Source organism: Leifsonia sp. YAF41 (assembly GCF_052113185.1).
GTDB lineage: Bacteria > Actinomycetota > Actinomycetes > Actinomycetales > Microbacteriaceae > Cryobacterium.
This window is the reverse complement of record NZ_JBFRCS010000001.1, coordinates 313,453-326,004: the sequence shown is the minus strand read 5'-3', so window position 1 is coordinate 326,004 and position 12,552 is coordinate 313,453. Positions and strand designations below refer to the sequence as shown.

11 protein-coding genes are annotated in these 12,552 nt (G+C 60.6%); 4 read left to right on the top strand and 7 right to left on the bottom strand.

What is annotated here, in order from left to right; translation table 11 throughout:
* Window positions 1-441: 441 nt before the first annotated feature.
* Window positions 442-4,137 carry an NACHT domain-containing protein gene (locus AB4Y63_RS01515; RefSeq protein WP_441789265.1) on the bottom strand — a complete coding sequence of 1,232 codons (3,696 nt, stop codon included), beginning with the start codon at window positions 4,135-4,137 and terminating at the stop codon, window positions 442-444.
* Between the two features lie 661 nt (window positions 4,138-4,798).
* Between AB4Y63_RS01515 and AB4Y63_RS01510 the strand changes: the two genes are divergently transcribed.
* Window positions 4,799-5,590, top strand: coding sequence for a TIGR02391 family protein (locus tag AB4Y63_RS01510; protein WP_441789264.1), 792 nt, complete (start codon window positions 4,799-4,801; stop codon window positions 5,588-5,590).
* A gap of 309 nt (window positions 5,591-5,899) precedes the next feature.
* Entirely contained in the window at window positions 5,900-6,973 is a 1,074-nt protein-coding gene (locus AB4Y63_RS01505; RefSeq protein ID WP_441789263.1) for a DNA polymerase IV, read from the top strand.
* A 20-nt stretch (window positions 6,974-6,993) separates the two neighbouring features.
* On the opposite strand, the gene AB4Y63_RS01500 is transcribed toward AB4Y63_RS01505, so the two are convergent.
* A complete protein-coding gene (locus AB4Y63_RS01500) occupies window positions 6,994-7,902 on the bottom strand; it encodes an arginase family protein (RefSeq protein WP_441789262.1) in 909 nt (302 codons plus the stop codon).
* Between the two features lie 192 nt (window positions 7,903-8,094).
* Window positions 8,095-8,730 carry a Type 1 glutamine amidotransferase-like domain-containing protein gene (locus AB4Y63_RS01495; RefSeq protein WP_441789261.1) on the bottom strand — a complete coding sequence of 212 codons (636 nt, stop codon included), beginning with the start codon at window positions 8,728-8,730 and terminating at the stop codon, window positions 8,095-8,097.
* Window positions 8,731-8,913: 183 nt separating this feature from the next.
* Between AB4Y63_RS01495 and AB4Y63_RS01490 the strand changes: the two genes are divergently transcribed.
* Window positions 8,914-9,348, top strand: a complete 435-nt coding sequence (locus tag AB4Y63_RS01490) for a hypothetical protein (RefSeq protein ID WP_441789260.1) — start codon at window positions 8,914-8,916, stop codon at window positions 9,346-9,348.
* A 127-nt stretch (window positions 9,349-9,475) separates the two neighbouring features.
* Here the strand turns inward: AB4Y63_RS01490 and AB4Y63_RS01485 are convergent, their stop codons facing one another.
* The 4 genes from AB4Y63_RS01485 to AB4Y63_RS01470 form a co-directional block, all read right to left on the bottom strand.
* The gene (locus tag AB4Y63_RS01485; RefSeq protein ID WP_441789259.1) at window positions 9,476-9,793 is read right to left on the bottom strand and encodes a pyridoxamine 5'-phosphate oxidase family protein; all 318 of its coding nucleotides are present in this window, start codon (window positions 9,791-9,793) and stop codon (window positions 9,476-9,478) included.
* Window positions 9,794-9,899: 106 nt separating this feature from the next.
* A complete protein-coding gene (locus tag AB4Y63_RS01480) occupies window positions 9,900-10,148 on the bottom strand; it encodes a hypothetical protein (protein ID WP_441789258.1) in 249 nt (82 codons plus the stop codon).
* Between the two features lie 193 nt (window positions 10,149-10,341).
* A complete protein-coding gene (locus AB4Y63_RS01475) occupies window positions 10,342-10,578 on the bottom strand; it encodes a hypothetical protein (protein WP_441789257.1) in 237 nt (78 codons plus the stop codon).
* A gap of 83 nt (window positions 10,579-10,661) precedes the next feature.
* Complete coding sequence (locus AB4Y63_RS01470; RefSeq protein ID WP_441789256.1) at window positions 10,662-11,768, bottom strand: serine hydrolase domain-containing protein; 1,107 nt, start codon at window positions 11,766-11,768, stop codon at window positions 10,662-10,664.
* 179 nt (window positions 11,769-11,947) lie between these two features.
* On the opposite strand from AB4Y63_RS01470, the gene AB4Y63_RS01465 reads away from it, so the two are divergent.
* Window positions 11,948-12,475, top strand: coding sequence for a YbhB/YbcL family Raf kinase inhibitor-like protein (locus tag AB4Y63_RS01465; protein WP_441789255.1), 528 nt, complete (start codon window positions 11,948-11,950; stop codon window positions 12,473-12,475).
* Window positions 12,476-12,552: the final 77 nt, after the last annotated feature.

Below are 12,552 nucleotides of genomic sequence, written 5' to 3'. Positions count from 1 at the left end.
GCGGCTCTGCGTGCCTGTTGGAGGAAGATCCCGCGAGTCGTGGAGGAAAATGCATCTCGTCAACTTCCGTGATCCGCGACCTGACGGGTTTCGCGATCAGCCCACCAAAATGTCCCGGAAACTCAAGGGTCTCCGGGACTTTCTGGTTCGACAGGTGCTCGGGGGAGCGGGGAACGACGATGTGACCCTGCACATGCTCCGCTGCACGGTCGCGACCGCAGTCAACGACAACGCCAGCATCGAACTCGCCGCGGAACTGCTCGGCCGTACGGACACGAGGGTAAGGGGGATGCAATGCATCCAATGGAGCGAGCTGGTGAAACCGGCCACCGCCGCGCTCCCAATCGGGCGTTCGCGCAGGACAGAGACTGAACGCGGTGCCGCCACGGTGCCGCCACGGTGGCGGCACCGGGTTTAGATTTCTTTCCCGAAGAAGCTGAGTTACTCGAAGGTCCACGACTCGGCAACAGCGACGTCACGAACTGCGGTTACGCGATAGGTGGATTGGAAGGTTGAGACCGCTGCCTCCAAAAGGTGCCCCTGGTAATGCTCCGGTGCAGCGAGAACCTTTCCGGCCGGCACGTTGCCCATGGGGTTTCGCGGATATAGATGCCTCAGCGACACTCCGTCGATGGGGGCCCGAAGCAAGTGTGCTGCGCTGAAAATCTCCAGCCATTTGTTTGACTGCCTCGTATTCAGGCCCCTCCACCCCTCGAACCCTTCGGTACGCTTCATCGCATCTGCATGCGCCAGATAATTGCCTATTTCGGCGTCACCAAGCGCGGAACCAGGTATTGACTCCCGTTCGTTGGGGCCGATCACCGCAAGCATCAGTCCGGAAACCCGTACGGTCGTCGATTCAGGAAGAGCAACTGCGCTTCTGTCACGAACACCCGCGAACCGCCGGATATGGCGGCTGTATCTCACGGCAAGGAGCAGCCGAGCGTAGTCTAAATTATTGAGGCCATCAGCTCGGGATACGATCTCGTCTCGAAGACTTATCAACTGAGATGACGACGCCCAGGTCAAGGCCATTGCGAGCCAGAAAAGTTGCTGACGTTCATCCCCCGTCGCCAGGTGGCTACGCCACCAAGAAATAGAGACTCTGGTTCTCGCCTGCAGCCCAGCGAGGAAGATTGGATCAAAACCTTCGATTTCGCCCTTCTTAATCCCGGCATCCCTTGCTTTCGGGGAAAAACTGGCTATTGCATCGAGCATCAGCTTGTACGTACCCCACGTGAGATCGAATTCGTCTCGGACGACTGAGAGGATCTGATACCAGGCCGCGATCCCAAGCCGGCTGTGCGGGCGTTCCAGCGTTTCGCGAATGGCAAGCAGCTTCTCGATTACGTCACCTGAGGGCGCCTCGTGTCCGATGTCTATCGGCCTGATCAATTTTTCGTGCATTCGAGCGCCTGCGTATGTATCTGCCGACAGAAGAGTCGAGAGTAGTGAGAGCTCCGTGACAGGGTGGTTCGAAACCGCACCGCCCCACTCGAGGATGATTCGTTTCGCTGTCGTCCCGAGCGTTTCGGAGCTTTCCAGAGTCGCTGGCGAATGATTGATTAGATCCGAGATACGGTTCCTGTGATGAAGCTCGTCTGAAGTATCGCCCAAGACGAGTTGCGCCGCGTCCTCAGAGGACACACCAGATCCTGCGCCGGATCGCCAAGCGATTGAGAGCCGACGAGTTCGCTCCTCGCCGGTGGCCTTTCCACACCATTCAACGAATCTCGTCGCGAGCACTTCTCCTCCATTTCGCCGGAGCAATGCACACATCACGTTGGAAGGCACATTTTCATCTCCGATGATGTGCTCGGTGAAGATAATGTCCGCCAATTCGTCTCGCCCGCACTCAAGATCGAGCGTTCCGAGCTCGAATCCGGGCAGCTGTCCGTTCGCCGCCAAATGTACACCAAGGTGATCAAAAACCGTGCGGACGAGATCAGCTTGGGGGCGCTTCTTCGCTCTGAAAATCCAATCTGTAAGTAGCGACGCACCCACGCTTCTGGCGTTCAAAGAAGCCGCAACGTCCTTGGACCCGATGAGAGCCTGCAGGCTGTATACCAGAGCCCCCAAACCGCCACCGTCGTAAAATCCTGCATAAAATCGCGTCACATTCGCCCAGTACGGGCTTATTGCAATCGCCTCGAATCGCTGGGCCCTGTCGCCGCTAGCAACCCTGTGCCGCGAGGTCCACTGCGGGGCACTGGCATAAAGGTACCGCGCAGCAAAGTACTCGCGGAGCGGTTGAACCTCGAACTCATACAGGCCTTCTACCCGTTGAACGAGGACGTATACCCGTTCCAGTCCGCCCGAGAACAGGTCTTCGAGAATTCCAGGGTTGTGGCTCCCTGCAGACAGGTAGTCGGCCACCAACTGACGGAGATCCTCGCGCGTGATGCTGCCCGCTGACCCGTCTGCCTCAGCACCACTCTGCAGCGTCCACGCAAGGAATTCGACGATCTCAAGAAGAAGGAGCCGGTGCTCTCTTACTCGTTGATCTTTTTCGGACTCACGGGCCATGAATGTGTCCATGTACTGCCGGTACAAGTCTGTTCTCATGTCGGGCAGCGAGTGGCCCTGAGAGTGAATCAGAGTCAATAAAATCGTCAGTTGCATCGGGTTGCGCGTCAACTCACGGATATGAGGGAGATCGAGCTTTTGCTCCAAAATCTCGACAACCTCCTCTGCGTCCGTTTCCTCCAAGCGCCGCGCAACAACCCATTTCGCGGCGTACTCCCGAATCGTTTCCTCTTCGATAGGGGCAAGATCGAACTTCCTAAACCGCTTGTTCGATAGAAGCGGACGTTTCCCAAACAGTGAAGGGCGACTCGTGACCACAACTTGAATATCCGACCCGAGTTCACGCAAGCGATTCAAACCTTCATTGATCTGCTCAACCAGCTTTTCCCGCAGATCTAGGTCAGCTACTTCATCGAGCCCGTCTAGGAAGAGAAGAACGGGGAGTGCGACCGCGGTCTCAGCGAGGTCGTCAGCCGAAAAATCGAGGCCGCCTGACTGGAGCTGAACAAGCTGAGAGACAAAGCGCTCTAATGTGCGGGGTGATGGAGTCTCTTCTGCAGGGATCGAGAGAAATCCCCGCCCATCGATGTATCCAGCGAAGTCTCGTAAATCAACCTTGAAAGGTAAACGAAAAGCTGCGGCCGCGTGGGGCTCCGATATCTTCGCCAAGAAGTCCGATTTTCCCAGATAGCGTGCACGATGCACCTGACAGACGTATTGGGCGAGAGTGGACTTGCCTTGCCCTGGAGCCCCTTGCAGGACAATCCAGGGCACTAGTCGCTGGATATCTCGGTCGAGAAGCAAATCGGCGGCACCGGCTGTCACCTGTGTATGAATGAAGGCAAAGTCGGAGTGGGTGTCGAACGTGCCGCGCCGCCGGCTCTTCGCGAGGTTGACGTGACGCCCGACCGCTCCTCTCACTGCGTCATGATCTGACGAGCTACGGTTCATATTGAAGTAAATATCTTGGACATCGAGAGGGACATCGACAAAGAGGCCCAGAAGGGAATTGGCAAGCTCAGTTTGCCTGAACTTCACCTGCTCGTCCTTCCGGAACTGTTCCGAAACAAATGCGCGGAGCGTCCGGCCGATTCGCTCGCTGCGTTGACCGATCAGGGCCATTGATATTAGAACGAGAGTGTCATTCCCGCTCAGGAGAGACGGATACGAGAGCTTAAGGTTGGAGTCCGCACGATCAAGCCGACCTTCCAAGTCATCTCGCCACATACACATTGCCGGGATCGCGACATGCTCCGCCAACCAGGCTGAAACTAGGTCTATTCGACCTCCACCGGGATGGGCTGTACCGCGCGCATTGGTGACCATAATGTACTGTTTTGCGCCTCCTTCGATGAGCTTCTTGATCTTGGGAAGCTCGCCTTCGAGAGCGGCAATCATCCACTTGGCGTTCTCAGGTTCGTCGTCGCGCCGGAACTTCACCTGAACTGCGACAAATTCGCCGTCCTCAGACAATGAGTCCCCTAGCGCGTCCCGACCACCGTCAGGCTGACCCACGGGAAAACACTGCAGATCCGGGAAGTCGCCGATAAGCAGCGCCTGGCTGAACTTTTGAAAGCTCTCTGCGCCGAGACTCTCGAAAAGGTACGGCATGAGGAGCCTCTCGGTTGGGCGCCCCAAGGCGACGCGCTTCTAGAGCCTAGCGAATCGGACATCTGACTGTTTTGTAACCCTGACGGGGGTATTTGGACGAAGCTGATGGGTTCGAGACTGAAAATACGGCTGGGATCTAGCAGTCATAAGAGGAAGAGGACAGAAAATCAAAGGCACGCCCAGGGGGCCCTCTGGCGTGGTCGAGCGGCATTGGGTTCTGCTCGCCATGCACGCTGCTGGCGATGGCCCCAGATTCAAATCAAAGGGCTGGCACTATTCGCATCCTCCATCACCATCCCCTAGCGCTGGAGACCTTTGATGAGTTGTGGAGGGAGAGCTCCCATGGAATGGTCAACCATGGGGTGCACCAGATTCCTAAATCTTGGAGGATGCTGAGCAGATTGCAATTCGGCCAGGGCGAAAGGTGAGAGGCAATTCAGCTGAAACAAACTCAATCTCACGTCGCGGTTGGGACCGCTACGTACGCGGACGCGGTGTATTTTTCGCTGGCCGGGAGAGTTGCATCGTTGCGGGAGAACCCCCGACTACCGCAACAGTCAACGCTTACCCAGCTGGTCCTGTCATCGACGCACGTCCGGCGTCGTTGTGGGTGAGATACGGTGGCGTCATGCCCCGGTAGTCGGGCACGCAGGTTAAGGGGATGCCAGTGAAGGTCCAAGAATCAGACCAAATGACGCTCACCATCGCGCAGGGTGTTGATGTCTCTATCCGGACGCTTGCCCAAATGTCGGCTTCGGAGGCTGGCATGCTGTTAGCTCAGTCAATGGCAGTGTCGCCTAGGCCGGAGTGGTCGATTCCAGACTTGCGCGCGCACGCAGAAGCGAGCCTGAGCGACAAGGCACTGCGCATCAATGGTCGCACTGTGATGCCGTTGTCATACGTAGACTTGGACCTCTCCCAGATACTCGCAGATGCCTTCGGCTGGTTGATCTCACGAGGCCTCGTCGGTCCGGCGTCCCAACAAAGTGGTTCGGCCGGAGAGTACCGGCTCACGTCTGCGGGGCGTGCGGCGGCCGAATCTGGCAGCGCCGGGCATGCTGAAGCAACATACCGGCTGCACGCTGACCTCCACGCCGCTCTCGGTGAGGCCCGATTGCTGTTCGAACGCGGTAGTTATCAGACAGCCGTTTTCGCAGCCACCCACCAAATCGAAGTGCGGGTTAGAGAACTCGCAAAGCTAGGGCCAGAAAGTTACGGCACACAGATGATGAGAGATGCATTCCATCCGGAGAAGGGCGTGCTCTCCACAGGGGATGTGGCAGCGGAACGCCAAGCCATACAGGCGCTCTTCGCCGGAACAATAGGCGCGTTCAAGAATCCGGCGAGCCACAGGATCGTGCGGTTCGAAGACCCGACCGAGGCCGCCGATATTATTCATCTCGCCGATCTTCTCCTGCGCATCTCAGAACGCTCCGCTACTCTGCGCGTATGACTGGAGATTTTCTTGTGGGTGATCGCGAGACTAAGTAATTCGCAGACTGGTCGCTCGAACCTCGAACACCGGGAGAGCATCGGAAAATCACGGGTAGAGTACGACGCTCAACATCCCGACCACGCCATCCTCTAATACGTGGCTCAATGCCATGGCCCGAAGCAGTGGCCGCAATTCGCTTCATCGTTTCCAACGCCAGCGTCCGGCCATCCCGAGCCCTGACTCGCCCGTTGAAATGCCCGCTGAGCGGGGCAGCCATGGAGATCGAGAGCCGATGCCTGCGAGGGAGATTCAGGGCACACTGGTGGCGTGAGCGGAATCCGGTGGGTGCTGCACGTCGATCTTGACCAGTTCATCGCGGCGGTCGAAGTGCTCCGGCGACCGGAGCTTGCGGGCAAGCCGGTCATCGTCGGCGGTCGGGGTGACCCCACGGAACGAGCTGTGGTGTCGACCGCATCCTACGAAGCGAGGGCGTTCGGCGTCGGTTCCGGAATGCCCCTACGCATTGCGGCCCGAAAGGTGCCCGACGCTGTGATCCTGCCCGTCGATCAGGAGGCGTACCTCGAGGCGTCGGAAACGGTGATGGCTACCCTGCGCGCGCGGCCCGACGCCACCGTGCAGGTGCTGGGTTGGGATGAAGCCTTCTTGGGCATTGAGTCAGAGGATCCGGAAGCCTACGCCCGGCGGGTGCAGGCCTCTGTTCTGGAGCGAACTCAGCTGCATTGCAGCGTGGGCATCGGCGACACCTTGGTGAGAGCCAAGGTCGCCACCGGTTTTGCCAAGCCGTCCGGCGTCTTCCGTCTCACAGCGGGAAACTGGCTCGACGTCATGGGCAGTCGGCCCACCAAAGAGCTGTGGGGAGTGGGGACCAAGGTGTCGGGCCGGCTGGCAAAACACGGTATCAAGACGGTCGCTGAGCTCGCTGCGTGCGACCCCGAAGAACTGGTCCCAGAATTCGGCCCCAAGATGGGGCCTTGGTACGCGCAGCTCGGACGTGGGGATGGCGCGAGCGTTGTGGACGACACCCCCTGGGTTGCGCGCGGGCATAGCAGAGAGATCACCTTCCAGCACGACCTGACCGACCCCGCCCAGGTGGATGACGCCGTGAGGGAGCTGACCGCGCGTGTGCTTGAGGATGTTGTGACCGAAGGACGGCCCGTGATCGGGCTGACCCTCAAGATTCGTTACGCGCCGTTCGTCACCACGACCCGCGCGAGGAAGATTCCTGACACGTCCGACGGGAACGAAATCCTCGCGCGGGTCTTAGACCTGGCAGCCGAAATCGAGGAGGGGCGTCCGATCCGACTCTTGGGTCTGCGGGCCGAAATGGCCATGCCCGACGATGCCCGCAAGGGCCATACGCCGACGCGCGGCGGTTGGTGACGGCGCAAAATGGAAGGCGTTCAGGTGAGCACGGATCCGATTTCACGGGCGAACCGAACGATCTTCGCGGCGTCCGTGCGATTCACGTCCTGATCCGGGTCGTAGATGGCGACGCTCCAGCCGCGGCATCCTTCCATTCCGGCTGCGGTCACGGCGAGGTCGGTGAGTTGCTGCCAGCTGAGTCCGCCTGGCTCGTCCTCGACGCCAGGGACGCCCTGAGACGTGAACTCGTCCGGGTTGAGCACGTCGAGATCGACGTGCAGCCACCAGTTCTCCGCGGTCACTCGCAGGTGAGCAACCGCCTCCCGGGCGACTTTCGATGGGTCCGCGGCGATCTCCTCGACGCTTCGCTGCCAGATGCCGCGTTCCCGCAACGATCCGACGTTGAACTGGCGCCGCCACTCTTCGTCCCGTGGGCCGAGCATCGCGAGGGCATCCGGCTCGATCGCTGGCATCCTTGCTCTGAGTGACTCTGGCGCGAAGCGACCGGTCAGCCCGAGGAGTAGACCGATCTCAGTGTTCGCTGCTTCCCCGTCCTCGGATACGTCGAGCGGCATGGTGTCTTCGTGCCCGTCAATGAATAGGAGTCCGCTGGTGCCGACCGCGTCTCTGAGCGCGGTGACCGAGCCCAGCAGTGTCGAACAGTCGGCTCCATAGACCACGGGAAAGCGCCCGCCCCTGACTGCACGGGTCACCTGATCGTTGAGCGCATCGGCCATGGCGATGAGGGCGCCCTCGTTGACCAACCCGGAACCGAGTGCTCGGTCGGCGTTCGGCTCGGGCAGGTCGAGGTCTCCCGCGTCGATCACACGGTGCATCTCGAAGGCATCGACGAAGCCTGCCGCTCGCAGCACGCGTGACGCGCGTGCCAGATTGCCGGAACGGCCGTACCCGTCGAACGGGACGCCGATCAGTTCCAGCTCCGCCATTGGCAACATCCTTCCGCGCAGGCAACTGTCCCTCACCCCGGAGAGTCACCAAAGAAGCTTCAACGCTGAACAGCATGAACCTATATCGAAGCCGTCGCCGCAGCAACGAACAGGATCTGAGCTTCGCCTCAACTGCCCCGGCGTGAACCCCGGAGCTTTCCCCGACGCCGCCCGTGTCATCGGGGAGGTGCGTCACGTGGCAGGGGACGCCACGCGGCTCAGATGATTGTCTTCTACGAGCAAACCGTCGTCGTCAGCGAGAAGCGTCAAGCCGGGCGTTCCTTCTAACCGTCGAGCCACCTCAGTGATCGTCGCGGGAGGATAGGGCGGCAGCTGCCCATCAGCATGGGGCAAAATCACCACGTCCGCGAGCCCGAGCCCACTGAGATCCCCGAGGGAAACTCCATCAGTGTGACCATCGAGGGCAATCGCCGGGTCGATGCTTGTTCCCATGATCATCGCGCCGGCACTGGCCCCGATGTAGGGGAGTCCGGCGCGAATCCGTTCGACCAAGACCGAGTCGGCACCTGTACGACGCAGCACAGCCATCAGATGGTCGGCCAAGCCTCCGGCAACATAGACCGCATCCGCGCTGTCAAGAATGGCGGAAAGATCAGCAGCGGTACCGTCACCAATCGTCACAGGGACGAGGGTATAGCCCAGGTCCTGGAGCTGGGCGCGTTCGCGGCCAACGAACGGGGCATCACCCAGAGGTTGCGAAGCATCATCGACATAAGCGATACGTAATGCAGCTCGAGAACCCGCGCTGGCTGCGCCAAGGAACTTCGGAACAGCGCCGACAAATCGGGACAGTAGGAGCATCTTCATATCACACACCGTAAATGGAACCTCCGACAGAGACGCTTGCATCCGCCTGCTCATCGCGAGCGGAACCATTTTGAGGGTCCAGCGGAATCGATCAGGATTCGAGAAGTGCGCCCTGGGTGGCGAGCCGTAGTGTGATTGTAGGCCGGGAGCGGCCACCACACATCGATGAATGAGGAGCAAGACATGGCTGAGAAGACCGCTGGACTGTCCACAGAAGAACGTGAGGCCGTTAAGCAGCGCGCCGCCGAGCTGCGAGCGCAGGAGAAAGCCGGGAAGAGCCGTGCCGCAGGGGAGCAGGCAGTCCGCGAGGCGATCGCTGCGCTGCCGGATGATGATCGAGCTCTCGCCGAAGGAATCGATCGGATCGTCTCCGAGGTGGCTCCGCATCTCGTTCCAAAAACCTGGTACGGGTTCCCGTCATACGCCGACGCGGATGGGAAGGTCGTCGTGTTCTTCAAGGCTGCCTCGAAGTTCACCACTCGCTACGCAACGCTCGGGTTCGAGGAGTCAGCACAACTTGATGACGGCGACCTCTGGGTCACATCATTCGCTGTGCTCGCACTGACCCCTGGGACGGAGCGGACGATCGCAGAGCACATTCGCAAGGCAGCTGGCTGACCTGTCGGGTTATGGGGCGACGGCATCTGTCCTGTGTCTTCGAGGATCCCGCGGTCTGCAGGTGATAGGTCGACTCCCTTTGCATTCTGAGCGAGTCAACTAGGTCGTGTTACTAAAGGCCGACTAGCTACGCGCGCATGAGTCGAATCAGAACACGCGGTCCGTCGGCCGCAGGGTCGGCGGCATCCCAACCGTCATAGTCCCGCTTGAACAACGCCAGAACGCTCGGCTCGGAGTCGATGGGTTCAATACTCGCCGTCATCGTTTGCGCGCCGTGGTGGCCCTCGATCGCGAACGTCGATCGCGAATCGCGGCGGATATCGGCGACTTTGCGATTCGCTTCAGCTGTCGCTATCCAGACGCCGCCGCCACTCTCGACGAACCAGACGCGCGACGTCCGAGGGCTTCCATCGCGTCGTATCGTCGTGATCCATGCGTGCCGCATGCAAGCGATTCTATTGGGACCACCTGCCGCTGACTCGACACCCGCTTTAGCAACACGGCCGAGAGTCGCCAACAATGCCGGACGAACAAGTTGCCGTTCAATCAGCTCAAACCTCTTCCAACGCGTTGCTGGCCGAAACCCGTCGGAGGAGCCAGATTGTGAACACCAGGAGGCCCAGTTCGAGAACGATTATGAACAAACCAGCCGCCAGATAGATGAGTCCTCCGATGACATTGATGCCGTCGCGCACCTCGAAAATGCCATGCGCCAGAAGCAGTATCCCGAGGGTGCCCAAAAGGCACGTTTTGAACACTTGCGTCCACATCCAGACACGTGCGCGCCCCGTCTTGACCATGGCCAGTCTTCACCCACGATCGTCGACGACAGAAAGAAACCGGACGAAATAACTCGCAGTCGAGAATTCCGCGGCGGAGGACTAGTCAGTTGGTCGCACCTTCGGCGTTGCTCCCGACCCAGGCTCTCACCTCTCTAGGCCGCTGATATCGCCAAGAGAACCCGCCCGCAAGCCGGTCCTGACACGGGCCCGGCTACTCGTCCACTGAACCCTCATCGTTCGCCGTTTTCTCGATCCAGTCGATTGCCTCATCCGAGAGGAAGAACCCCTCCGGAAGGTTGTCCCCAACCCAGGAAGTATCGGCAGCGGGTTCGCCTGCCACGGCCGTGATCTGGTTCAGAATGCTTGGCGGCACGACGTCGCCATTGTTGTCGATCAACCATTGCTGGGTTGACGAGTCCAGAGATGGCCACCAGTCTTCAATTCGCATGGCGTCATTCTGACACCGCACGTGCGGTTGGGGGACTCTCAGCGGGAAAATGATCCCATCAGTTCGTTCTACCGGGACGGAGTTTAAGAACCGCTCAGCCCCTGCAGTTCGCCGAGCAGCGCGAAGATCCGCTCGTCCATCTCTACCTGCGTCATGACGATGCAGATCGTTCCGTCGGGATCGACGAAGAAATCGGTGCCGAGGCCGCCGGACCAGCCGAACCGTCCACGGTGGGCACCATCCGTCACGACGGATACGCCGTATCCCCAACCGTTGTTCTCCCAGAAGCCGGGGAAGAAGCTGTCGGATGCCTTCGCTGCGCTCTGAATTTGGTCGCGGCGCAGTTTGTCCCGCAGATCGGGGCCGATCAATCGGCCGTCGAGCAGCGCCCGAAGGAACGCGTGATAGTCGGCGATGGTCGAGACCAGCTCGGAGTGACTCACGTCGAACGGCGTCGGTGCGACGTAGAAGCCGGCCCCGGCGGGTTCGGACTGCTCGAGGCCGTCGGCCCCATGCCGGAATGCTGCCGGCAGGCGATGCGCTTGGTCGAGCGGGACAGCGAACCCAGTGTCTGTCATGCCCGCCGGCGTGAACACCGTCGCATCCAGCACATCCTGCGTGCTGCGATCGGTCACGCGGCCGAGCAGAATGCCCAGCAGTCCGAACGAGTGGTGGTAGCGCCATCCGTCGCCCGGATCGAACGCGAGCGGCAGAGCAGCGAGTGCGTTGAGCCAGTCTTGTGCACCGCGATCCACAGGCTCGGCGCCGGCCTCCACCCCGGCGTCGACCATTGCCTGCCGTAGCGGGGTGTCGGTGGTCATCATGCCGTAACCGGACTGGTTGGTGAGTAGATGCCGCACGGTGATCGGGCGGCGTGCCGGTCTCGAGTCCTCGAGCGGAGCGTCGGGGCGAACGAGCACGCGCGGCTCGGCCAGCTCCGGCAACCAGGTGGCGACCGGATCATCCAGGGCGATCACGCCGTCCTGCACCAGACGCAGCGCCGCTACGGCCGTGATCGCCTTCGTCATCGACTGGATGCGAAAGATCGCGTCGGTTCGCAGTGGCATCCCTCCCGGAGCAGCGAGGCCGATGGCAACCGGTTCGCACTGCGCCCCGATGGTGGCGACGGCGCCGGGCATCGTTCCCGCCTCGACGTGACGGGTGAGGAGGTCGTGCAGGGCGTCGGACACGTGGCGCTCCTTTGCTGGAAGACTGTGCGTGGGCCCAGGATACATGTGCCTACAAGCCGGTCCACATGACACATCCCGTGCGGCCCAGTCGATGCACAGGGACCGTGCTTCCGTGCTTCATGAGTAATAGAATCGGTTATTGCCGATCAATTCCCTCGTTCATGATGAGTGAGATCCAAATGAGCTGGAATCCCTACGAGAATCTTCCCCCAGCGGCCAACTTCTTGGTGACAAGCACCGACCTGCGGGAAGGTGAAAAGCTTGCGATGCCCCAGGTCAGCGGCATCTTCGGCGCAGGCGGCGAGGACGTTTCCCCGCAGCTCTCCTGGAGCGGCTTCCCCTCGGCGACCAAGAGTTTCGTGGTCACCATGTGCGACCCTGAAGCGCCCACAGTAACCGGCTTCTGGCATTGGGCCGTGGTGAACATTCCCGGCAACGTTACCGACCTGCGTGACGGCGCTGGCGACGAGTCCGGCTCGGGGCTCCCGCTGGGCGCTTTTCAGCTGCCGAACGACGCCAGAATGGCGCGCTACTGCGGCGCCGGACCGCCGCCAGGCACTGGGAGGCATCGCTACATATTCGCGGTCATCGCACTCGCCGCCGAGAGGGTCGAGATTGACCGGGAAGCGACGCCCGCCTGGCTGATGTTCAACCTCTTCAACGGCACCCTTGGACGCGCTCTCCTCGAGGGCTGGTACGAAAGATAGGCCTCACGCGAGCTTTGGCCGACATGCAGTTCCGGAGCCGGCCGTGCTCCACACCGCATCCACGGACATCGAGACAG